This window comes from Nocardia sp. NPDC003726, assembly GCF_053586955.1.
The window spans coordinates 92,205-115,405 of the sequence record NZ_JBSFNF010000023.1 but is presented as its reverse complement, the minus strand read 5'-3'; the positions used below and the strand labels follow the sequence as shown (position 1 = coordinate 115,405).

18 protein-coding genes are annotated in these 23,201 nt (G+C 69.8%); 7 read left to right on the top strand and 11 right to left on the bottom strand.

Translation table 11 applies throughout. The features are described 5' to 3' along the window. Positions 1 to 180: 180 nt before the first annotated feature. Together ACWDMM_RS26340 and ACWDMM_RS26335 are read left to right on the top strand one after the other, a co-directional pair. Complete coding sequence (locus ACWDMM_RS26340; protein ID WP_357112220.1) at positions 181 to 348, top strand: hypothetical protein; 168 nt, start codon at positions 181 to 183, stop codon at positions 346 to 348. A gap of 137 nt (positions 349 to 485) precedes the next feature. Next, a complete protein-coding gene (locus tag ACWDMM_RS26335) occupies positions 486 to 827 on the top strand; it encodes a hypothetical protein (RefSeq protein WP_357112223.1) in 342 nt (113 codons plus the stop codon). 157 nt (positions 828 to 984) lie between these two features. On the opposite strand, the gene ACWDMM_RS26330 is transcribed toward ACWDMM_RS26335, so the two are convergent. Next, positions 985 to 1,788, bottom strand: coding sequence for an SDR family oxidoreductase (locus ACWDMM_RS26330; RefSeq protein ID WP_357112226.1), 804 nt, complete (start codon positions 1,786 to 1,788; stop codon positions 985 to 987). Positions 1,789 to 2,205: 417 nt separating this feature from the next. On the opposite strand from ACWDMM_RS26330, the gene ACWDMM_RS26325 reads away from it, so the two are divergent. Beyond that, entirely contained in the window at positions 2,206 to 3,597 is a 1,392-nt protein-coding gene (locus ACWDMM_RS26325) for a three-helix bundle dimerization domain-containing protein (protein ID WP_449940013.1), read from the top strand. Between the two features lie 97 nt (positions 3,598 to 3,694). Then, positions 3,695 to 4,018, top strand: coding sequence for a hypothetical protein (locus ACWDMM_RS26320; RefSeq protein ID WP_195082514.1), 324 nt, complete (start codon positions 3,695 to 3,697; stop codon positions 4,016 to 4,018). Positions 4,019 to 4,024: 6 nt separating this feature from the next. Here ACWDMM_RS26320 and ACWDMM_RS26315 read toward each other — a convergent pair whose 3' ends face one another. The 5 genes from ACWDMM_RS26315 to ACWDMM_RS26295 all read right to left on the bottom strand — a co-directional run bounded on the left by ACWDMM_RS26315 (position 4,025) and on the right by ACWDMM_RS26295 (position 13,512). Further along, positions 4,025 to 10,192, bottom strand: coding sequence for an amino acid adenylation domain-containing protein (locus ACWDMM_RS26315; RefSeq protein WP_449940011.1), 6,168 nt, complete (start codon positions 10,190 to 10,192; stop codon positions 4,025 to 4,027). A 546-nt stretch (positions 10,193 to 10,738) separates the two neighbouring features. Then, positions 10,739 to 11,290: a hypothetical protein gene (locus tag ACWDMM_RS26310; RefSeq protein WP_357208240.1), complete on the bottom strand. Its 552-nt coding sequence runs from the start codon at positions 11,288 to 11,290 to the stop codon at positions 10,739 to 10,741. A 139-nt stretch (positions 11,291 to 11,429) separates the two neighbouring features. After that, positions 11,430 to 12,041, bottom strand: coding sequence for a DUF305 domain-containing protein (locus ACWDMM_RS26305; RefSeq protein WP_195082517.1), 612 nt, complete (start codon positions 12,039 to 12,041; stop codon positions 11,430 to 11,432). Between the two features lie 87 nt (positions 12,042 to 12,128). Beyond that, a complete protein-coding gene (locus tag ACWDMM_RS26300) occupies positions 12,129 to 12,893 on the bottom strand; it encodes a hypothetical protein (protein ID WP_195082518.1) in 765 nt (254 codons plus the stop codon). A gap of 46 nt (positions 12,894 to 12,939) precedes the next feature. Continuing rightward, positions 12,940 to 13,512: an AMIN-like domain-containing (lipo)protein gene (locus tag ACWDMM_RS26295; RefSeq protein WP_195082519.1), complete on the bottom strand. Its 573-nt coding sequence runs from the start codon at positions 13,510 to 13,512 to the stop codon at positions 12,940 to 12,942. A gap of 652 nt (positions 13,513 to 14,164) precedes the next feature. Between ACWDMM_RS26295 and ACWDMM_RS26290 the strand changes: the two genes are divergently transcribed. Together ACWDMM_RS26290 and ACWDMM_RS26285 are read left to right on the top strand one after the other, a co-directional pair. Continuing rightward, a complete protein-coding gene (locus ACWDMM_RS26290; RefSeq protein ID WP_195082520.1) occupies positions 14,165 to 15,316 on the top strand; it encodes a class I SAM-dependent methyltransferase in 1,152 nt (383 codons plus the stop codon). A 133-nt stretch (positions 15,317 to 15,449) separates the two neighbouring features. Further along, positions 15,450 to 16,313, top strand: coding sequence for a Bax inhibitor-1/YccA family protein (locus tag ACWDMM_RS26285; protein WP_449940005.1), 864 nt, complete (start codon positions 15,450 to 15,452; stop codon positions 16,311 to 16,313). 57 nt (positions 16,314 to 16,370) lie between these two features. On the opposite strand, the gene ACWDMM_RS26280 is transcribed toward ACWDMM_RS26285, so the two are convergent. From ACWDMM_RS26280 to ACWDMM_RS26270, 3 genes are all read right to left on the bottom strand, one after another. Beyond that, positions 16,371 to 17,591, bottom strand: a complete 1,221-nt coding sequence (locus ACWDMM_RS26280; RefSeq protein ID WP_195082521.1) for an acetyl-CoA C-acetyltransferase — start codon at positions 17,589 to 17,591, stop codon at positions 16,371 to 16,373. A gap of 38 nt (positions 17,592 to 17,629) precedes the next feature. Then, positions 17,630 to 18,517 carry an SGNH/GDSL hydrolase family protein gene (locus ACWDMM_RS26275; protein ID WP_449940002.1) on the bottom strand — a complete coding sequence of 296 codons (888 nt, stop codon included), beginning with the start codon at positions 18,515 to 18,517 and terminating at the stop codon, positions 17,630 to 17,632. Positions 18,518 to 18,731: 214 nt separating this feature from the next. Further along, on the bottom strand, positions 18,732 to 19,193 hold the full coding sequence (locus ACWDMM_RS26270; protein WP_449940000.1) for a hypothetical protein: 462 nt from the start codon (positions 19,191 to 19,193) through the stop codon (positions 18,732 to 18,734). Positions 19,194 to 19,296: 103 nt separating this feature from the next. On the opposite strand from ACWDMM_RS26270, the gene ACWDMM_RS26265 reads away from it, so the two are divergent. Next, positions 19,297 to 20,685: a cystathionine beta-synthase gene (locus ACWDMM_RS26265; protein ID WP_195082524.1), complete on the top strand. Its 1,389-nt coding sequence runs from the start codon at positions 19,297 to 19,299 to the stop codon at positions 20,683 to 20,685. A 55-nt stretch (positions 20,686 to 20,740) separates the two neighbouring features. On the opposite strand, the gene ACWDMM_RS26260 is transcribed toward ACWDMM_RS26265, so the two are convergent. Both ACWDMM_RS26260 and ACWDMM_RS26255 read right to left on the bottom strand, forming a co-directional pair. After that, positions 20,741 to 21,220: a DUF4254 domain-containing protein gene (locus ACWDMM_RS26260; protein WP_195082525.1), complete on the bottom strand. Its 480-nt coding sequence runs from the start codon at positions 21,218 to 21,220 to the stop codon at positions 20,741 to 20,743. Positions 21,221 to 21,494: 274 nt separating this feature from the next. Further along, the gene (locus ACWDMM_RS26255) at positions 21,495 to 23,117 is read right to left on the bottom strand and encodes an HD domain-containing phosphohydrolase (RefSeq protein WP_357110859.1); all 1,623 of its coding nucleotides are present in this window, start codon (positions 23,115 to 23,117) and stop codon (positions 21,495 to 21,497) included. Positions 23,118 to 23,201 lie beyond the last annotated feature (84 nt).

The following is a 23,201-nucleotide window of genomic DNA, read 5'->3' as shown; positions in this document are numbered from 1 at the left end:
CGGCATGTTGACCGCCGGGCAGATCACCGAGCAAGCCCAGCTAACCGCGTGGAGTGCCCGCCGGGCGATAGGACAACTGGAATCGCGCGGACTGATCATGGTCTCACCACATGCAGCGCGCTGGTCGATCACTCCACGCGGCCGCGCCTATTGGGCCAACCGTGGCAGGCGGTACCCGGGATGAGCGCGGACACTTGGATCATCGTCGGGTTCGCTATCGCAATCGGCCTGCCGTTGGTCGTTCTCGTTGTAGCGATTCTGTGGCCAGAGCGGATTCCTCAGGATCGCACGGTGGAGGCGATTCGCCAGCGCATCAAGGAAGAAGACGGCCCGCCTTCTGCACTGTAGGTGCAGTTAAAGCAGGGTATTGCCGGACACTGCACCTCGACCTGTCGATCCCACGCATGGACCGTCCCGCGATTCGAGAAGACGGTGAGTCCGCGAATTCTGCACGGGGACAGCACTATTGCGGGAAAAATGGGAACATGGCGTCGAAACCACGGCCTAGTGGCTATCGGAACTACACCGCGGACGGCACTTACTGGACGGTTCGCAAACAAGGTCGAACGTACTGGGTGGTACGCATCGACCCGACAGACGGCGAATATCGCGTGGTCGAGTGGTGGGGCGGATATCACCGGGCGGGGGCCGCCGGTGGCGCGGCCGCACAGCTCGCATATCAGCAGGCGCTTTCTGCCGCGAAGGAGGTTCTGCGCGACCATCTGCACGAAGCGCTGGAAACCATCGGGTTAGGCGCGCCCGTCTCCGCTGCGCCCGTCCCGCCAAAGGACGCCCCGTCGCGTTTGGGGTCCGACGAGGAAGAGTGAGAGTTGACAACCTCCAACGATCGGGGCGTCGAACAGTAGCGCTGCTCTTGCACGCCGGCTGGACGCTCCCACGTGCGTGACCGGCTGGGTCAGCTCGTTCGGCTGACGGGCACAGGAAGACAGTATGCGAGCCGTCGTGTCGGCGACTGTCGCTTCTTCAGCGCGAAAGTCCGTGGGCGCGGGCGATGATGCGTTCCATGACGGTGCGGGGCAGTAGGCGGCGGAGGGTGAACATGGCGGGGGCGTTGCTTCCTACCGCGTAGAGGGGTTTGGGGCGGTCGGCTTCGATCGCCTTGACGATCGTGGTGGCTACCTTTTCGGGGGTGATTCCCTTTGACTGGTTCTCATCGAGTTTCGCCATGAAGGTCGTGAAATCGGCGGTGTGGGGGGAACCTTCGGTGAGGTATTTGGTGCGGCGTTCGCGGAGGCCGGTGTCGATCTGGCCGGGTTCGACGGCGGTGATCCAGACGCCGAAGGGGGATTCCTCGAAGCGGGCGGCGACCGCGAAGCCGCGCAGTGCCGCCTTGGTGGCGACGTAGGAGGACCGGTAGGGCATCGGGAAGCTGGCGAGCATCGAGCCGACCATGACGACGCGGCCGTACCGGCGTTCCCGCATGCCGGGCAGCACCGCTCCGGTCAGGGCGACCGGGCCGAGCACGTTCAGCTGGAACAGTCGCTCGACGGCGTCGGTGGGCAGCTCGGCCAGCGGACCCGCCTGGCTCTCGCCCGCGTTGTTCACCAGCACATCGACGTGGTCCAGACCGGCCGCGAACGTCTCGATCGACGCCGGATCGGTGAGATCCAGCGCCCGGTACTCGACCCCCGGCAGCACGGCGTCCGAACCGATGGAATCGGGATTGCGGCTGGTGCCGATCACGCGATACCCACGCCCGGCCAGCGCGGCTGCGGTGGCCTTCCCGATTCCGGACGACGCACCGGTGACCACAGCGACGCGAGACATAACGCTCCTTTCGACGGCAACATGCTGACGATATCGTCAAGTTCCCGCTTTGTGCTACCCGCAAGTAACTCCTGAGCTTCGCGACGAGTGCGGGGTCCCGGTCCGGCGGCGGTGGGAAACGGGAGTACAACACGTGGTGGCGGCTCGGATATTGCCCATTGAATTCTCCATGGCGGGCTGGAGTCCGAACGGGGCGTCGGCAGGTTCCCGCGGGTGCGGCGCGAGAGTGGCTCGCGGGCCCGTGAGCTGGGCGTACGGGCTCGGGGCCCGATGTGAGAAGCCCACCGCCGCAGCGGAAATCGTTCACCTGTGGGAAATCCGGACGTATGTCGGCAGCCGAACGATGGGGCTAGTGTTGGCCGGCGCGGTGCAGGCCGGAGACGCTGCCGCGCTACCCCCGACGCCGAGGAGATTGTGGTGGTTGTCGATACCGTCCGTGAGGAACAGGCGATCCGTCAGATGACGGAGCGGCTGGTCGAAAACTACACCGAGACATATTCTCCCGAGCATATCGAGAGCGCCGTCGGTGCGGCGCGGCAGAAGTTCGCGGGCCGCCCGGTGCGGCAATTCGTTCCGATTCTGATCGAGCGGGTGGTGCGGCGGGAATTGGAGAAGTCGCCGGAGGCGGAAGTGCAACCCGCCACGGTCCCGCTGGACCAGGAACCGCAGGCCTCCACTCCGGGAAAACTGTCGGAGTTCCGCGAGTTGTGGACCTCGAAGAAGCGTTTCGCTCCGTACGCGCTGGGAGCCGTCGTCATCCTGACGGTTCTCGCCGTGGTTTTCGCCACGCGCCAACCCACTCCCGAGACGCCCGCCGCCGTGCCCGCCGCGCCGCTCACGGTCGTCCACGGTGTGGTCGGCTCGGAGAAGATGCCGTTCTTCCAAGATCCCGAAGTGGTCGACGCGCTCGCGCGCAACGGTGTGCGCGTCGAGGCCGAGCCCGCCGGATCGCGGCAGATCGCCACGTCCATCGATCTCACGAGATTCGATTTCGCCTTCCCGTCCAGTGAGCAGGCGGCCGAGCGAATTCAACGGCAGCGCAACGTGACCGCGAAGTACACGCCGTTCTCCTCGCCGATGGCCATCGCGACGTTCACCCCGATCACCGATCTGCTCACCCGGGCGGGAGCGGTGCGCCCCGGCCAGGTGCCCACCCTGGATCTGCGCCGCTACCTGGAGCTGGTTCGCAACGGCACCCGCTGGGACGAACTGCCCGACAACGCCGCCTATCCGGTGCGCAAGAACATCCTGATCTCCACCACCGACCCGCGCAGCTCCAACTCCGCCGCCATGTACCTGGCCGCGGCGAGCTACGTCGCGAACAACAACACGATCGTGCAGGGGCCCAACGCCGAGCAGGCCGTCCTGCCCGCCGTGTCGCGACTGTTCGTGGGCCAGGGTTACACCGAGAACACCACGGAAGGCCCGTTCAACAACTACCTCGCCACGGGGATGGGTCCCACGCCGTTGGCCTGGATCTACGAGGCGCAGTATGTCGAGGCGACCGTGCGCGGCCAGATCAAGCCAGGGATGACGCTGCTGTACCCGTCACCGACGGTGTTGTCCCGGCACACGCTGGTGCCGTTCGGCGCGACGGGTGACCGGCTCGGTCGGCTGCTGTCCACCGATCCGGAGTTGCAGCGGCTGGCCGCCGAGCACGGCTTCCGCACCAACGACGGCGCCCAGTTCGCGAAGGTCGTCGCCGAACACAACGTCCAGGTGGCCCCCGATCTGCTGGACGTCGTCGCCACCCCGACCTACGACACCCTGGAGCGCCTGCTCGACGGAGTCACCAAGTCCTACAACTGAAACACGGACGCGCTCGCGTTTCGGCGCAGGCGATCCGGGCATCCCTTCCGCATCAGGAACCGGAACGACGGCCGGTATCGCGGCGGGAGGAACAGCAGTGACAGCGGACGAGGGCCCATGGGAGATACCCCCGATCGATGACGCCCCGGATATCGCGCGCGACTCCGCGCCGCCGCCGGGAGCGACGTTGGCCGACGCCAGGAACTGGCCGGGTTACGGGTTGCTGCTGGTCGCCGCGGCTGGCGCGATAGCCGCCGCGGTGCTCGCGGGCTTGGGACTCGGTCGGCTCTCGGTGGTCGCCGCGATCATCACGGTCGTCTTCCTGCTGGTGGGGGTGGGTTTGATCGTGCTGGAGCAGGTGCGGGCCCGCAGGCGCACCGAACAGCCCGCCGAGCGCGCCACCGTGCCGCCGGGGTACTGAGGAACCTCAATCCCGGGGCAGGAAGCCCGACGCGATGAACTCCCGCACGAAGGTGTCCACCACCGTCCGGTCCACTGTGGGGCAGTCCAGGCCCGCGTCCGCGAGCGCGGCGCGGGTGTGCTCGTCGGCCCAGTCGAGATGACCGGCGAGTTCGGCGAAGTTGTGGCTCAGCATGGCCGCGCGCACCAGCGAATCGTCGCCGAGCGCGTCCCGCCGCCGCGCTTCCCTGGCCAGGCCCGCGCGCACCGCGTCCTCCGGCATCGTCGCCACCGGCAACCCGTGCGCGCGCAGACTCGCGAGAATCTCCCCGACCGGTACCGGAGCCCGATTGACCAGGTGATACACGGTTTCCGAGCGCGGGCGAACGGAGATCTCCGCGATGGCGCCCGCCACGTAGCTCACCGGCACCAAGGAGACGGTCGCGTCGCCCACGTCGGGCGCCATGCCGAGCATCGCGGCGGCTCGCACCATGTTCCACAGCGAATCCTGCGGGCTGTTCACGCCGATGTCCGGGCACCCGCAGATGGTGCCAGGCCGGTAGATGGCGATGGGCACGCCCCGCTCGCCTGCCTGGCGGACCAGTTCCTCGGCCGCCCATTTGGACGCGAGGTAGCCGTTGCCGGGCACCTGCCCCGCGCGCAGGCGGACATCCTCGGTGACCACCGGCGAATCCGGCGTCGCGGCGACGGCCGCGCCCATGGTGGAGACCAGATGGAACGGCTTGACCCGCCGCGTCGTCGCCAGCCGCAACAACTCGCGGGTGCCCTCGACGTTGGCTTGCCGCAGCCGCGCGTACGGGTCGACGTGATTGACGCGCGCGCCGTTGTGGTAGATCGCGTCGATGCTGTCGGCCAAGCGTTCGTAGTCGGCGGGGTCCAGGCCGAGATGCGGCGCGGTGAGATCGCCCGCGACCACGACGATCCGCTCGGCGGCGGTGGTCCCCGACAGCCGGTAGTGGCTCAGCGCGCCCAGGATGCGGTCGATGCCCTCCTCGGCGTCGGCGGCGCGCACCACGCACCACACCCGGGCCTCGGTGCGATCCAGCAGCGCTTGCAGCAGGTGGACGCCGAGAAAACCGGTCGCGCCGGTCAGCAGGATCTCCTGCGGCGGACCGGTGTGCGCCGGTTCGCATCCGCCGATGCCGATTTCCGGCTCCAGCACGGCGTCGCGTTCCGGTGTCGCGGCCGTGGGCGCGGACCCGCCTGCCAGCCGGGCCGCGAGGCCGCCGACGGTCGGGGCCGCGAGGATCGCCGACATCGGCACGTCCCGGCCGAGCCGCTTCGACAACCGCTGGTGCAACGTGAAGGCGAGCAGCGACGACCCGCCGAGTTCGAAGAAGTCGTCGGCCACCCCGATCGGGGACACCGCGAGCACGTCGGCGAAGACTTCCGCGATCGCGCGCTCCAACGCGGTGCCGGGACGCGCGCCGGTGCGGGCGGCGAACACCGGCTGGGGCAGCGCGGCGCGATCGAGTTTGCCGCTGGTGTTCACCGGGAATGCGTCGAGCGCGAGCACCGCCGAAGGCACCATGTAGCCGGGTAGCACCCGCGCGACCGACTGCCGCACCGCGTCCGGGTCGACGGTGGCCCCCGGCGCGGCGACGACATAGCCGACCAGCCGGTCCCCGGCGTCGGAGCCCCTGACCACCACCGCGGCCCGGCCCACCGCCGGGTCGGCCAGCAAGGCCGCTTCGATCTCGCCGAGTTCGATGCGATGGCCGCGCACCTTCACCTGGAAGTCCGTGCGGCCCAGGTAGTCCAGGGTGCCGGCGCGATTCCATCGCACCAGGTCACCGGTCCGGTACATCCGTCCCCCCGGGTGCAGCGGATCGGCGATGAACCGGGCCGCGGTCAGCCCGGGGGCGCCGTGGTAGCCGCGGGCCAGCTGAACGCCACCCAGATACAGCTCGCCCGCCACGCCCACCGGGACCGGCCGCAAACGGTCGTCGAGCACGTGGCAGCGTGAATTCCATTCCGGCACACCGATGGAAACGCTGGCCGCGGTGCGGTCGGCGGCCGAGACGGCGTGCCGCGTGATGCTCACCGCGGCTTCGGTCGGACCGTACAGATTGTGCAACTCGGCCCCGGACACCGTCGCGAAGGCGCGGGCGGTCTCCGGGGGCAACGCCTCACCGATGACGAAAACGGCTCGCAACGAGGACAATTCGTCTGCGGTCGCCTGCTGGGCGAACACGGTGAGCATCGCGGGAACGAAATCGGTGAGCGTCACCCGGTGTGCGGCGATCAGCCGCCCGAGCGCCGCCGGATCGCGATGCTCGTCCGGCCCGGCCAGCACCAGCCGTGCGCCCGCGCGCAACGGCAGGAAATAGCCCCACAACGACACGTCGAAGGTCGCGGGGGTCTTGTGCAGATAGACGTCGGTGGCGTCGACGCCGTATTCCGCCTGCATCCAGGCGAGCTGGTGCACGATCGCCCGATGACTGATCGCCACGCCCTTGGGGCGGCCGGTCGAGCCGGAGGTGTAGATGAGATACGCGGGGTGGTCGGCGTGCCACGGCGTCAGCCGCTCGGCGTCGAGCACGGGTTCCGCGCCGAAACGGTCGAGGTCCATGGCGTCGACGTCGTACGCCGCGACGGCCGTGAAGTCGTCTTCGGCGGTGGTCAGCACGCACCGCGGCTGTGCGGACTCGAGCACGTGCCGGATGCGCTCGGCCGGATGGCCGGGATCGATCGGCACCCAGGCCGCGCCCGCCGCCACGATCGCGTGCAGCGCCACGACCTGCTGGATCGATCGCCGCATCGCCACGGCGACGACGGTCTCCGCGCCGACGCCCTGTTCGATCAGCCAGCGAGCCAGCCGCGCGGACCGCTCGACCAGCCGCGCGTAGGTGATGGTCTCGGACCCGCAGACCACGGCGATCGCGTCGGGCGTCGCCGCGGCTTGCCGCGCCGTCGCGGCGGTGAGCGGCTCGGCTTGCACGCTGTGTTCCGGCCCAGTGCCCCAGGACCGGATCCGCTTGTGCTCGACCGGATCCATGATGTCGATGTCGCCCACCACGGCATCGGGCTCGGCCGCGACCCGGTGCAGGATGCGGATATAACCGTCGAGGAAGCGCTGCACCGTGTGCTCGTCGAACAGGTCGGTGCTGTAGCCGAATCGGATGATGATCTCGCCCGGCTCGCCGTCGTCGTCGCGGGTGTCGACCACACCGATGTGCAGATCGGTTTTCGCCGTGTCGGCGTCCACGTCGAGGAACGACACGCTCGGCCCCGACAGGTCGAGGGTGGCCTGCGTGAAGTTCTGGAACGCGAAGCCGACCTGGTAGAGCGGGTGGCGTCCGGGCGAGCGGGTCGGGTCGACCGCGTCGACCACGTGCTCGAACGGCACCTCGGAGTGAGCGAAGTTGACCAGGTCCCGTTCCCTGGTGCGGCGCAGCAGCTCGGTGAAAGTCTCCGCGGGCTCGATCCTGGTGCGGGAGACGGTGGTGTTGACGAACATGCCGACGACGTCCGCGAGCGCGGGCTCGGCCCGGTTGGTCATCGGCACGCCGATCGCGATGTCGTGGCTTCCGGACAGGCGCGCCAGCAGCACGGCGAGCGCCGAGCGCATCACCATGAACAGCGTCGACCGGTGGGCGCGCGCGACGGTGAGCAGGTCGCGGTGCAGACTCGCCCGCGCCGACCGCTGGGTGGCCGAGCCGCGCAGTGTGGCCACCGGCGGGCGCGGCCGGTCGGCGGGCAGATCGAGTTCGTCGGGCAGACCGGCCAGCTCGCCGGTCCAGTACGCCAGCTGCCGAGACAGCAGGGAATCGGGGTCGTCGCGGGAACCGAGCAGATCCTGCTGCCACAGGGCGTAGTCGGCGTACTGCACATCCGGTGGCCGCCAGGCCGGTGCGGCGCCCGCGCTGCGTGCGGCGTAGGCCATCGCCACATCGCGGGCCAGCGGCGCCAAGGAGGACCCGTCGGCGCAGATGTGGTGCAGCGCGCAGACCAGGACGTATTCGGTGGGGGTGCGCAGCAGCCGCACGCGCAGCGGCACCTCGGCCGACACGTCGAACCCGTGGCGCAGGATCGCGCGCACCCGGTCGGGAACCGCGTCGTCGGACAGTTCCTCGACCGCGAAATCACCGACCACGTGCTCGGTGTCGAGAATCAGCTGCCGCGGGCCGGTCGCGTCGGCCGGATACTTGGTGCGCAGCGCCTCGTGCCGCTCGACGGTATCGGCGAAGGCCGCGCGCAAGGCGGGAATGTCCAGTTCCGACAGTCGCAGCGCGAAGCCGATGTTGTCCACCGAGGACATGGTGTCGAACTGGTTGCGCAGCCAGAATCGCAGTTGGGCGGGCGAGAGCGGGATGCGCTGCGGCCGGGTTCGCGCGCGCAGCACCGGGCGCGCGGTGTCGAATTGCTGCGAGCGGATGGCTTGGGCCAGGCCTGCGACCGTCGGATGGTCGAACACCAGCCGGGGCGGGATGCGCAGCCGCCATGTTTCGCTCAGGCGCGCGGCCACCTGGGTCGCCAGCAGCGAGTTGCCACCCGCGGCGAAGAAATCGGCGTCGGCGCTGAACCGCTCCCGGCCCAGCACGCGTGCGAAGACTTCGGCGACCGTCTCCTCGCCGAGGTCGACGGCGGGCCGATAGTCGGGCTCGTCCAGGGCGCGCACGCGCAGGGCGGGCCGATCGGCCTTGCCCGTCGGGGTGCGCGGGATTCGTTCCACGACCGTGATGGTGTTGGGCACCATGTATTTCGGCAGCAGCGCGGCCAGCGCGTCGGCCAGAGTGGCGGGATCAGGGACATGGCCCGGTTCGGGCTGGACGAAGGAGGCCAGCGTGGTCTCGCCCGTGGCGGTCTTGCGGTCGACGGTCACGGCCAGCAGGATGCCGGGCTGGGTCGACAGGATGGCGTCGATCTCGCCGAGTTCGATCCGGAAGCCCCTGATCTTGACCTGGTCGTCGGCGCGGCCGAAATAGTCCAGCTCACCGGAGGTCGTGCGCCGGACGAGATCGCCGGTGCGGTACATCCGGGAGCCGGGCGGCCCGAACGGGTCGGCGAGAAACCGCTGCCCGGTCAGACCGGGGCGGCCGTGGTAACCCCTGGCCACTCCCGGCCCGGACACATACAGCTCGCCGACGACACCGACGCCGACCGGGCGCAGCCGGTGATCGAGGACCTGGCAGCGCATGCCGGGCACGGCCGATCCGATCGTGACCGGTGCGTCCGGTCCCAAGGCCGGGCTCAGCGTCGCCACGATGGTGGATTCCGTTGGGCCGTAAGCATTGTGAAACAGCCGGTCGTCGGCCGCCCAGTGCCGCGGCAACATCGGCGGGCACGGCTCGCCGCCGACGATGACCGAACGCAGGGCGGGCAATCCGTCCGGCTCGATCGTGGCCAGCGCGGACGGGGTGAGGAACGCGTGGGTAATGGATTGCCGCGCGAGCAATTCCACCAACGCCGTGCCGCCGTACAGGGTCGGCGGGGCGATCACCAGCGTGGCGGCGCGGGAGATCGCGAGCAACAACTCCAGCACCGAGGCGTCGAAACTCGGCGACGCGAAATGCAGCACCCGCGCGTCTTCGTCCAGCGCGTGGCGCGCGGCCAGTTCGGCGCACAGCGGGGCGAGCCCGGCATGGGTGACGGCAACGCCTTTGGGCCGTCCGGTCGATCCCGATGTGTAGATCACGTAGGCCGTGTGGGCGGGGCGAAGTCGAGCGGGCCGCTCGAAGTACGCGATCGGACCTGCGGGGTTCGACGCCACCTGCGCGATGAAATCGGCGTCGTCCAGCGCGAACCAGCGCACGTCGGCCGGCAGCGTCGCCGCGTGTGCGGTCCGGGTCAGACCGAGCGCGGCGCCGCTGTCGGCGACCTGGAAACGTATGCGCGACAGGGGAAGTGCCGGATCGATAGGCACGAACGCGGCGCCGGTCTTCGCGATCGCCCACACGGCGAGCACCGAATCGAGCGAGCGCGCCACCGCCACCGCCACCGCCGTTTCGGGCCTCGCACCCGCCGCGATCAGCGTGCGGGCCAGCCGGGACGACCGGGCGTCGAGGTCGCGATAGGTGATCTCACCGTCCTCGCAGACCACCGCGACGCCGTCGGGATTGTGCTCCGCGGCGGCGGTCAGCAGCGCGGCGAACGTCGGTGCGGCCGACTCCGTCGATCTGCGGCGACGGCCGTTCCGGGCGGGTGGACGAGTATCCCGGATGCCGCTGGTCATGTGATCGTCCCGTTCCGCGTGGCAGTAAACGGCCAGATGCTATAGCCGCACGGCGGGATTCCTCACCGATGAGAAGGCGATACCGCTCCGGTCACCGGCGGCGTGCACGGCGACGCCGTCCAGCACGGCAGCGAGCCCGACGCTGTTGGGCGTGTCACCAACGGTCGCAATGGGTTTCGAGCCCGGCCGCAAGGGATGCCCGCGCAGGCATGGTCGCAGGGCCGGCGCCGGCGACAGGCTGTCGGTACGAACCCGCCGCCGTGGGTGCTGGAGCTGCCCGGCACCGGCATCGTGCTGGTCGTCGACGGAAGCGTGACTGCCGCACCTGTGGCTCGGCGACTGGAAATCCACGCTCGATATCGTCAGCGCCCGGTTCTGCGTGCCGGGCGGTCCGAACCGAAGGCGCGCCGGTCGCGGATCGGTTCGGCGACCCGCTCGGCGTGATGGTGATCGACGCCGCGGGCCGGCCGTGCCGCGCGGGATCGGGGCTCCGCCGGTCGAGGCCCTGACTCGCAACCTGCGTCTGGTGCCGGCCGCCCGCGCCGATCAGCGGGTGCCGTGCCCCTGGCAGGCGGTCAGGGCGGTGTTCTTGGTGGCGTTGAACCGGTCGATCGCCGCGTTCAGGGTGTCGGTGTCGGCGCGGCGGGCGAGCGTGTCGGCCAAGGCGTTGGTGTCGTCGCGGTAGGCGCGCAGCGGGGTGGCGACCACGGACGGCACTTCTCTGGTCACGCTCTGGTCCACCGAGCGCGCGTTGTTGCGCAGCGTGGTGACCGCGGTGTCGGCTTTGCCGTTCGTATCGGGGTCGCCGCGGCCCTTCGTGTTGCTGGCATCGATGTAGTCGTTGAACGCCCGCACGGAGCTGCCGTTCGCGGCCAGGAAAGCGTCACAGGCCGATCCGGTGGCGCGTTCGGCTGCGGCGGCCCGGGACGACGAGGCGGCGGCCGAGGAGGAGGTGACCTCCGAGGCGTAGGCGGCCAGATCGGTCCGGTTGACCTCCGCCGTGCCGGAGATCTGCTGTGCGCATGCGCCGATGGTCAGCGCGCCCGCCGCGGCGGCCGTCGCGGCCGCCAGCAGGCCCGCGCGTTCGAGTCGTCGCATGATCGGTCCCTCGCTCCCCTCGGAAGTCCGGCCGGGACGGATGAACGGAGCCGGACGATCCGACCGTACGTCGCGCGGGCTCACCGCGCGGGCCCGAGCCGATATCGATGGACAACCGATATCGGCGCGGGGCCACGGGTCAGCTCTGGCCGAGCATGGCCCGCATCTGGTTGATCTCGGCCCGCTGAGCGGCGATGATCCGCTCGGCGAGCGCCTTGGCGTCGGCGTTCTCACCCTGGGCCAGCTCGGTCTCGGCCATGGTGATCGCGCCCGCGTGGTGCTCGATCATCATGGTCAGCCACTGGCGGTCGAAGTCGGGACCTGATGCCGCGCCCAGCGCCGCCATCTGTTCGGCGGACATCATGCCGGGCATGTCATGGCCGCCGTGCCCCTCGGTCGCGGTGGGCGCCGGTTGGCCGAAGCTCTGCAAAAGGGTGGTGATCTGCTGCATCTCCGGCGCCTGTGCTTGCTCGATCTGAGTGGCGAGCGCCCGCAACTGCTGGTTGTCGGTATGGCTCGGCACCAGCCGTGCCATTTCCACGGCTTGAGCGTGATGCGGGTACATCATCTGCAGGAACATCACGTCGGCGTCGTTGTGCTCGGCGTGGGCGGGCGTGGTCGTGACGGCCGACGTGGTGGTCGATGGACCGTGCTCGGTGGTGTGTCCGGTGTCGGCGTCGCCGCATCCGGCGAGGCTCACCGCGGCCACGGCGGCGAGCGCGAGGGCCGATCGGGTGCGAGTGATGAACATGGGTCGCTCCTTGCGAAGTGCGGAAGTCTGAGGATGGAGTGGACAGCGCCGCCACCGTGGTTCGGACACACGGCGGCGGCGGACCTGTCAGATCCGCAGAATCGCCAGTTCGGCCAAGGTGAGCACGGTCCATGGCGGCGGCCGTTCCCGCCGCGCCCGCCAGTGCCGCGGGCGCGCCGCGCCACCACCGGGACGATCGACCGCCAACCGGAGAAGCAGCACCAACGCGGCCGATGCGATCGAAGCGACCAAGATGAACACACAGCCGTGCAGTGCGCTGTGCGCGCCGTCGCACCCGCCGTCCGCGCAGGGGGAGATCTTCGCCGTGACGGTCGCCCAGACGGCTTGCGGAGACGAGTCGCCGGAAGTTGCCATCGGCGCGCCGGAGACTTCCTGGTTGTCGCGGTGCGCCCGAGCCTGCGGCGGTAGCGGGTCGCGGGCGGTCGCAGCGGTGCCTGCGGGTGCCTGTGGGCCGTGTGGTGGCAGCGCGTTGTGGGCGGTTGTGGCGTTGTGCGTTGCCGACGGCGGGTTGCGCGGCGGAAGTGGGTCGTGGGCGGTCGCGGCGTCGTCCGTGTGTGGTGGGAGTGGGTTGTGGTCGATTGCGGCGTTGCCCGTGGGCGGCAGTGTCGCGTGCCGATGAGGTGAGCCGGACGCATGCCCTGCGGCGGACGCGGCGACAGTTGGTCCGCCGGGTGCCGCTACGGAAGTGGGCGCGAGGGCGGTGTGTGCGCCTGCCGTGTGGCCGGGAAGTCCGAAGACCGCCGAGTGCATCGCGACGACCCCGGCGAGCAACGCCAGCATCCCGAGGACCCGGGCGAGCCCGGCGGCGGGAAGTACGGTGCGTTCGACCACGAGCACCGAGTCTACCCGTGGGTATACCCGTTGGCGGTACGGGTATTTAGTCAGCGATATCGACGACCAACCGTGTCGGGTTGGAGAGGGTGGTGACGGTGAAGGCGGGCCGGTCGGACTGCACGCCGATGAACGACTGCGTCACGCCCTCGAAGACCGTGGTCCGGTAGACGCCCGCGATGCCGGGGACCGCCGGATCGACGGCGGGGTCGGGGCCCTCGTACGGCGTCACGCCACTGTCGAAGGGGTACGCCGAGCCGAGGATGCGTACTTCCAGGATCGATCGGCCCGCCACGTCCACGGGATTGCCGCTGGCGTCCTGCACCGCGCGGTCGGTGTAGCGGACGATCCAGCCGGGCGTGCCGACCCCGCCCAACTCGTAGACCACGCGATCGAAGCCGGGCTGACGCCCCAAGCGGACGTCGGTCACCGTGAGCGCGGCGTCGCCGGAAGGCTTACCCTCCTTCGGTGCGGCGTCCCCGGTGGCGGGCGCCTGCGCGACCTCCGCGGGCGTAGCGGTGGTCGGCGCGGCCGGAAGACCCGGTGCCGACTCGTCCTCCCCGCAGCCCGCGAGCAGTGCCGTCGCGACCGCGACCATGAGCACCATCCTGTTGCGCATGGCCCGATGCTACTCAGCGGAAGGCCGCGAACGGCGCAACCGGAGAGCGTTGCGGGGCATTCGCCAAAGATTGTCGGTGCCCTCCGCGCGTGGGCGGGAACCGGTGCACCTCGAGTGATCGGCTGTCCAGGCCGGTCAATCGCCAACTGATTGCCATGGCAGGTGAAAGTCCTACCGTCGCCAGTGGAGTGATCATCGGCGGGGGTCGCCCCCGCCGAGAGCGAGTGGATCGGCGCTTCGGATGAATATTGTGTCCCTCTGCGAGCCAAAGGCTTCGGTAGAGCCGCGGTGTGGCCCACACGTCCGTCCGCCGCCGCTCCAGTGCATGGAACGCACCAGGCTGCGGCGGAACCCGTGGCTACCGGGCAGGTCTCCAGGTATACCGAGCGCGTCGATCGAACTTTCGGTGCTCTCCGGGAATCCGGAAGCACGGGCCGCGCGACCGGTGCCGCGCTCCTGCCGTCGAATATCTGTGACCTCGGTTGTCGAACTCGGAATCATTCTTCCCCGTTGTCACGAGGTCGTTCGATTCGCCCGCGAAACCCCTTGCCGCGACGTACTTCCGCGCCCTATCGACCGTGCCGAGAATTCGGCGAGATCGATAGGGCGGGGTGGCCGCAAGTATTCGGCAACGATCTAGCACACTTGAGGTGTGGGAAATGTCGAGGACGTACTTGGCCGGTTGCGGCGGTATCCGGACGTGGAGGCGCTGAACCTCTACGCCGTGGACGCCGCTGACCGGCTGATCCTCGACGTCGCAGCCGACGCCCTCGCGACTGCCGATAGCGGGAAAGTAGCCATTATCGGTGACGCTTATGGCGCACTGACCCTCGGCGCCATCGCGGGGCACGATCTGCGCGACGTCCGGGTGCATCAGGACTTGCTCACCGGCGAACTCGCCCTGGCCAACAACGCCCGCGCGGCCGGCTTGTCGGATCGCTACACGGCACATCCGCTCGGCCCCGGATTGCTGCGTGATGCCCGGGTGGTGCTGCTTCGCCTGCCCCGGATGCTGGCCGGGCTGGCCGAGATCGCCGACGCCATCGCGCGCTACGCGGATCCGGCGGTGGAGGTGTTCGCGGGCGGCCGGGACAAGTATCTGACCAAGTCGATGAACGATGTTCTCGCGCAATCGTTCTCCGAGGTGCGGGCCAGCCGTGGCAGGCAGAAGTCGCGGACCTTGCTCGTGGCGGGACCGAAACCCGTCGCCGAACGGCCGTTCCCCGTGCGCGATCGGCTGGAGGAACTCGGTCTCGACGTGGTCGCGCACGGCGCCGCGTTCTCCGGAGCGCGCCTGGACATCGGCACCAGGTTCCTGCTCGAGCATCTGAAACTCATGAAGCCGGACGCGCGCGACGCCATCGATCTCGGCTGCGGCACCGGCATCCTCGCCGTCGCGCTGGCCACGGCGCGGCCGGGCATCAAGGTGATCGCCACCGATCAGTCCGCCGCCGCGGTCGCCTCGGCGCGGGCCACCACCGAGGCGAACGGCGTCGCCGACCGGGTGTGCGTTGTGCGCGACGACGCCATGTCCTCGGCCGCGGACAACAGCGCGGATCTCGTCCTGTGCAATCCGCCGTTCCATATCGGCGCCGCGGTGCACACCGGATCGGCGATCAAGATGTTCGCCGAGACCGGGCGGGTGTTGCGGCCCGGCGGTGAGCTGTGGACGGTGTACAACTCGCATCTGAACTATCGAGCGGTGGTCGAACGGATGGTGGGCCGGACCGATGTGATGGGCCGGAACCGGAAATTCACCGTCACTCGGTCGGTGCGTGGTCTGCACGACCCACGACAGCGGTAGAGTCCGATTTGTCCGGCTCTGTGCGACTCCCCGGGAACTCGCGACGGATGACAAACGTTGGACAGGGCAGTTGGATATCGAGTGAACCACTCGATGAACAGCGGCAACGACTCCAGAAAGGGACGCCGTTCACATGCGTACCACGAGCAATCCGGTTTTCAGGAACCTGCCAAGGCAGGAGGGCGGTGGATACGCCAGCTTCGGTTCCGGCGTGACTTCCGCGGGCCAGTTCGGCAACCAGTACGGCCAGTACCCGCAGCAGTACGGCCAGTATCCGCAGCCCTACCAGCAGGCTCCCCCCACCACCAGGTCGATGACCATCGACGACGTGGTGACGAAGACGGGCATCACCCTCGCGGTGCTCGCACTGTCCGCCATCGTCTCCTACGGCCTCACCAACGCGAACACCTCGCTCGCGCCGCTGTTCGTGATCGGCGGCGGCCTGGTCGGCCTGGTGCTCGTGCTGATCGCGACCTTCGCGAACAAGATGGACAACCCGGCGATCGTGCTGTCCTACGCCGTGGCCGAGGGCCTTTTCCTCGGCGCGCTGTCGTTCATGTTCACCAATATCGAGTTCGGCGGGGTCGGCGGTAGCGCGCTGATCGGCCAGGCGGTGCTAGGCACCTTCGGTGTCTTCGCGGGCATGCTGGTGGTCTACAAGACCGGCGCCATCCGCGTCACGCCGCGATTCACCAGGATCATCGTCGGCGCCATGATCGGCATCCTGGTCCTGATGCTGGGCAACCTGGTCGTCAGCTTCTTCATCGACGGCGGCCTCGGCCTGCGGGACGGCGGCCCGCTGGCGATCGTGTTCAGCCTGGTGGTCATCGCCATCGCCGCGTTCAGCTTCCTGCTCGACTTCGACGCCGCCGATCAGCTGATCCGCGCGCAGGCTCCGGAGCGGGCGGCCTGGGGCGTCGCCCTCGGCCTCACCGTCACCCTGGTCTGGCTGTACGTCGAGATCCTGCGGCTGCTGAGCTACTTCCAGAACGACTAGCCATACGACGAAGGGGCGGTCGCCGGGATGTCCGGCGACCGCCCCTTCGTGTGTGGGTCAGCTCAAACGTTCGATGACCATCGCCATGCCCTGGCCGCCGCCGACGCACATGGTCTCCAGACCGAACTGCTTGTCGTGGGTCTGCAGGTTGTTGATCAGCGTGGTGGTGATGCGGGCGCCGGTCATGCCGAACGGATGGCCCAGGGCGATCGCGCCGCCGGAAACGTTCAGCTTGTCCTCATCGATCTTCAGCTCCCGCGCCGAGCCGAGCACCTGCACCGCGAACGCTTCGTTGATCTCGACCAGGTCGATGTCGTCGATGGTCTTGCCCGCCAGCGCCAGCGCCCGCTTGCACGCCTCGATCGGGCCCAGGCCCATGATCTCCGGCGACAGACCGGACACACCGGTGGATACGATCCGCGCCAGCGGCGTCAAACCGAGTTCCTTGGCCTTGGTGTCGGACATGATCACCAAAGCGGCGGCGCCGTCGTTGAGCGGACAACAGTTGCCGGCGGTGACGGTGCCGTCCGGGCGGAACACCGGCTTCAGCGCCGAGACCGCCTCGTAGGTGACCCCGGCGCGCGGGCCGTCGTCCTTGCTGACCACGGTGCCATCCGGCAGCGTCACCGGGGTGATCTCGCGTTCGAAGAAACCGTTCTTGATCGCTTCCTCGGCGCGGTTCTGCGAACGCACGCCCCAGCGGTCCTGATCCTCGCGGGTGATCCCGGTGGAGGTCGCCACGTTCTCGGCGGTCTGGCCCATCGCGATGTAGACATCCGGGATCAGGCCGTCCTCACGCGGATCGTGCCAGATACCCGCGCCGCCCTCTGCGGTCTTCGCGGTACGCGCCTGCGCCTCGGCGAACAGCGGGTTCTGCGTGTTGGGCCAGCTGTCGGCCGACCCGTTCACATACCGCGACACCGTCTCCACACCGGCGGAGATGAACACATCACCCTCACCGGCCTTGATCGCGTGGAAGGCCATCCGGGTGGACTGCAGCGAGGAGGCGCAGTAGCGGTGCACGGTGGTGCCGGGCACGAAGTCGTAACCGAGCTGCACGGCGACGACGCGGGCGATGTTGAAGCCCTGCTCACCGCCCGGCGAGCCGCAGCCCAGGATCAGGTCATCGATCTGGGCGGGGTCCAGGGCAGGCACCTTGTCGAGCGCTGCCCGCACAATCTGCGTGGTCAGATCGTCGGGCCGCATATCGACCAGCGAACCCTTACGGGCCCGGCCGATCGGAGAGCGCGCGGTCGAAACGATGACGGCCTCAGGCATGAGGACTCCTTGGGTCGGACGGTTCTGGCGAACCCTTGTTACTCGCGGGTTCTTACCGAATCTACGTCCCGTCGCCGAGTACCGGAAGCGCCCGTCCCACCCAGCGCTTCCAGCAGCACCGGGAGCAATTGCCCGGCGGCCAGCTCGTATCCCGCGGCCGACGGGTGGAAACCGTCGGCGGAGAACAACAGCTCCGGTGCGGCGCGGAACTCGGGAGCGAGCAGGTAGCCCATGCGCACGGGGTGCCCTCCCGCGACCGTCGTCGCGACATCCTGCGCCTTGGCCAGCCGCACGCTCCAGTTCTGCACCACGGTGCGCAGCGGCTGCGGGATGGCCGCGACGGTGCCCAGATTCGGGCAGGTGCCGACCACCACCACCGCGTCCGCACGGCGCAAACGGGCCACCGCGGCGGCGAGCCTGCGCGCGGAGGCACGGATCGAGTGCTTCTTGGTGACGTCGTTGGCGCCGACGAGGATGACCGCGGCATCCGGCGGCGGACCCGCGACGAACATCGCGTCCACCTGCCCGGCCAGGCCCTTGGAAGTGGCGCCGGAGATCGCTTTCGTGCTCAGGCGGATCCGCTGCCCGGTCGCATCGGCGAGTCCCCGGGCCAGGCGCACCCCCGGCACCTCGTCGGCCACGGTGCAGCCGAGGCCCGCCGCGGTGGAATCGCCGAAGATCATCAGATGCAGATCGGCCTGCTTGCCCGCACGCCACGGCTCGGGCTCCGCGCAGCCCGGGGTGTAGATACCGTCCGCTTCGGGTGGCTTCGAAGTGTCCCTGCCGATCACTCCACGCGCTACACCCGCCTGCGCCATGAGCAGGCGGTAGGTCGCCCACCAAGCGGTCCCAGCGCCGGAGCCGGCGAGTACGGCCGCGGCCCCGGTCAGCGCGGCCGTGCGCCAGGGAAACCGAGATGCGCTCACGCCGGGAATTTTACGAGAATCCACCGAGTCGACCAGCGGCGAACGAGCGGCACCGGCAACGGCCCGTGCCGGCTCCAGCGGACGCGGCGACGGACACCACACCGCCGCCTGGGGAGCGTGGCCGGAAGTCGCCAGGATCGCTCACCCGTGCCTGGGTCCGTGCTTCGACGGGATCGACGGGCCGGAGTCCGAACGTGCGTCCCGTCCGCAGGGATCAGCCCGGGACCACGAACGTGCCGCGAGCGGGGATGCTCGCCGCATCGGTGGTGACGGTGACTTCCACGAGACCGGGGCCGGTGTCCTGGAACAGCGCGTACTGGATGCTGCCGTAGATGCCGGTGACCACGATGTTGTCGTAGCTGCCCGTCGCGCCGGTGGTGACGTTGCGCCACGCCACGGTGGTGCGGACCTCACACAGCGGCGCCAGCGGGTAGGAACCCGGCCCGATGCCGTTCACGGGGAGCGCCCGGACGTTGAGGATGGCCCGCCCCGGCCATTCCGGGCTGGTATCGGCCCAGGTGCGGATGCTTGTCCAGCACAGACCGCCGCGCGCGAGCGTCGGCACCTGCGGGAATTCCACGGTGGCCGCCTCCGCGTGCGCGCCGGATCCGACCACCAGGGCCACCGCGGATCCGGCCAGAAGCGTTGCGGCGCGGGCAATGTTCGACTGCCTCATGGCAGCGATCCTAAGGCGGCGGCGGCCGGTTCGCCGGTAGTCCCGGCCCGCTGCACGTGGCGTGCGCGAACTCACAGTTAGTGCGTCTGGAACTATGGGGGCCATGCGCATCGCGGATCATGTCGTGGATCTCATCGGCAACACGCCGCTGGTCCGGTTGAACTCGGTCGTCGGACCGAACGCGGGGCTGGTCGCGGCCAAGATCGAATACCTGAACCCGGGCGGCAGCTCGAAGGACCGGATCGCGGTGAAGATGATCGACGCCGCGGAGCGGTCCGGGAAGCTGCGGCCCGGCGGCACCATCGTCGAGCCCACGTCCGGCAACACCGGCGTCGGCCTCGCCCTGGTCGCCCAGCAGCGCGGCTACAAGTGCGTGTTCGTCTGCCCGGACAAGGTCAGCGAGGACAAGCGCAACGTGCTGCGCGCCTACGGCGCCGACGTGGTGGTCTGCCCGACCGCCGTGCCGCCGGACCACCCGAACAGCTACTACAGCGTCTCCGACCGACTCGTCCGCGAGATCGACGGCGCGTGGAAGCCGGATCAGTACTCCAACCCGGGCGGCCCGGAAAGCCACTACGAGACCACCGGCCCGGAGATCTGGCGCGACACCGACGGCAAGGTCACCCACTTCGTGGCGGGCGTCGGCACCGGCGGCACCATCACCGGCACGGGCCGCTACCTCAAGGAGGTCTCCGGCGGGAAGGTGCGGATCATCGGCGCCGACCCGGAGGGTTCGGTGTACTCCGGCGGCACCGGGCGGCCGTACCTGGTCGAGGGCGTCGGCGAGGACTTCTGGCCGTCGGCTTACGACCCCGCCGTGCCGGACGAGATCATCGCGGTCTCCGACGCGGACTCCTTCGAGATGACCCGCAGGCTGGCCCGCGAGGAAGGCCTGCTGGTCGGCGGCTCCTGCGGCATGGCGGTGGTCGCCGCCGTCGAGGTGGCGCGGCGCGATCCGGACGCGGTGGTCGTGGTGCTGTTGCCCGACGGCGGACGCGGCTACCTGTCGAAGATCTTCAACGACGAGTGGATGAGCTCCTACGGCTTCCTGCGCGAACGGCTGGACGGCACGGCGGAACCGCTCGTGGGCGACGTGCTGCGCGGCAAGTCCGGGGAGCTGCCCGACCTGGTGCACACCCACCCGTCGGAAACCCTGCGCGACGCCATCGAGATCCTGCGCGAGTACGGCGTCTCCCAGATGCCCGTGGTCGGCGCCGAGCCGCCGGTCATGGCGGGTGAGGTCGCGGGCAGCGTGTCCGAGCGCGACCTGCTGTCGGCGGTCTTCGAGGGCAGGGCCAATCTGACCGATTCGGTGGCCCAGCACATGAGCCCGTCGTTCCCGCTGATCGGCTCCGGCGAGCCGATCTCCGCCGCGACGAAGGCGCTCTCGGACACCGACGCGCTGATGGTCGTCGAGGACGGCAAGCCCGTCGGCGTGATCACCCGCCACGACCTGCTCGGCTTCCTCAGCACGGGCAACATCGGGAAGTAGCCGAGGCCGGTTCGCCGCGCCGCACGGATCGGTGCGGCGAGTCCCGCCCGCGCGCCTACGCCGGTCTCCTACCGCGGACCGTTTCGCGCACGCCGCCGGTGATCAGGTCGGTCCATTCGTCGGCCAGCAGCGCCAGCCGGTACCAGGCGGCGTGCACCCGGGCGTCGGACACCTTCTCCGCGGTGTGCAGCAGGTGGCTGGCGTGCACATGGGCGGCGGCCATGCGGTCGACCGTGGCGCCGATGGACTCGCTGCGCAGATGGTCATTTGCCCGCTTGCGCGGCAGCTGGTCGACCACCCACGCATCGATCGCGGCCACCAGTTCGGCGCGGCGGCAATCTATTCCGGCGGCGGCCAGCGGATCGCGATGCCGCTGCCGGTGCAGCGCGGCCAGTGTGCTCGCCCAGCCGATCAGGGGGTGGTCTTCGGCCGACTCGCTCGGGTGGCCCCCGAAAGCGGCGACCAGTTCTCGCTGATCCGGCAGCGGCCGTGTGACGCCGTGCGGGCGCCGCGGCAGATGGTCACGCACGAACATGGCCGGCTCCCAGTGCGTTCTGAACGGACCGCCGTGCGTCGCGGTCGATCGGCGAATTGTGCATCGTGCACCTCCGATAGTGTGGGGGTGGAGGCATCGCCCCAATGCCGGGTCCCTTTGAATGATGCGCGCTTTCGCTGGCCTACCGGTGACACCCACATGGCACTTGAATGACAAGACGTAACAATGCGCTGGCCGCCGATTCCACACCCCGGTGAGAACGCTCTTCGCACAGTCCGTTTCGGGTGTTCGGACGTATATCGGTGCGCGGGAGTCAGCCGGGGAGGATGTGGTGGGTCATCGCGAAGACGGCCGCACCCGCTCGGGTGTGGTGGCCGGTCTTGGCGCGGATTTCGGCCAGGTGCTGGGTGACGGCGCGTTCGGGCAGCAGCAGTTCGGCGGCGATCTCACGGCCGCAGCGGCCGCGGGCGCGCAGCCGGAGGACGTCGGTCTCGGCTTCGGACAGGCCGTGGGCGGCGGGGAAGGGAGGGGCGTCGTCCGCGGCGGCCCGGACGACGGCGGCACAGGCGTCGCCGTCCAGGCGGCCCGCCGCGACCTCGGCCGCCAGCTGAGCGGCGGCTTCCTCGGGCCGGGCGGCGGGACGATAAGGCCGCGCTTCGGTGCAGGCCGCGAAAACCTCTGCGGCCGCGAGTAATCGGGCGCCGGGTGCGGGGTCGCGTTCGCCCCGCGGACAGCCGCTGCCGTCGAGTCGTTCGTGGCGCCCCGCCGTGAGATCGGCCAGCGCCGCGAGCCCGGGGCAGCGCCGCAGGATGCGATCGGTCCAAAAACGGCGCAGTCGAACGCGTTTCCAATCCCACGATCCGAGCGGACCGCGTCGGTCCCAGACCGCGCTCGACACCGCGGCCCGGCCGAGGTCGTGCAGCAGGGCGGCGGCGCGCAGGGCCTCCCGTTCCCCGGCGGGCACGCCCATCCGGACCGCCGCGGCATCGGCGAGCCCCGCCACGTGCGCCGAATGCCCGAGCAGGTACCGCCCTTTCAAATCGACGAACATGGCCAGCGCCGAGCCGGGCCGATCCCATCGCGCGGACGGGAACGAGGACGGCGTCCCCGGCTCCGCGGCGAGGACAGCGGCCAGCAGGTCGGGGACGTCGAGCACCGCTCGGATGGCATCGGCGTCGCACACGGCGACCAGATCGGGATCGAGATGTCCGCCGGCGCGTCGCCGCAACTCGTCGACAACGACGTCCAGCCGTCTCGCCACGGCGCCGAGAGCGAAGCGTGCCCGGTCGTGCGAGGCGGCCGGGTCCACCGGCTGCGCGTCGCGGTGGCCGGGGACGGTCGCGCGTTCCTCTCCGACCGAGTCGAGCGCGAGTACCGCCTGTTCGGCCACGTGCAGGATCCGGCCGGCGAGCGAGATGGATTCCCCGCGCAGCCGGTTCGGCGCGCCCAGTCCGTCCCAGCGTTCCTCCACCTCGGTCAAGGCGCGAACGGCCGCGTCCGGCAGACTCAACTGCGATCCGAGCGCCTCGACGACCTCGCTCGACGAGCGCAGTGCCTGCGGGGAGCCGGACCGCAACCGGGCGACGAACCGATTGCGCAGCGCCGACTGGGCGGCGGGCGCCCAGCCGCCGAACCGGCGCAGCTGCTCGGTGAAGACGACGGAATCGCCCGGATCCAGCACATGACAGGCGCGCTGGAAGGCGATGTCGTCGGCGTACGCCTGCGCGTTCTCCGAAGCGCGGCCGGTGCATCCGAGGCCGCCGAGCAGCGCGGCATGGAAGACCGCACGGCGCTCGGCTTCCGGCAGCCCGACCCGCTGGGCCAGGCCGGTGGCGACCAGGCAGGTGGCCAGCCCCTTCTCGAACGGCATCCCGGTGGCGAGATCGGTGGTCAGCGACAGTGCCGCGAGAATCTCGGCGGCGCGGATCGACGACATGCACCGACAGTAGTGTCCGTGCGGGTCTCGCGCAGGCCCGAACCTCGTTCCGGCAGAGCGTGATCCGCGCCGCGACGGGCCGGC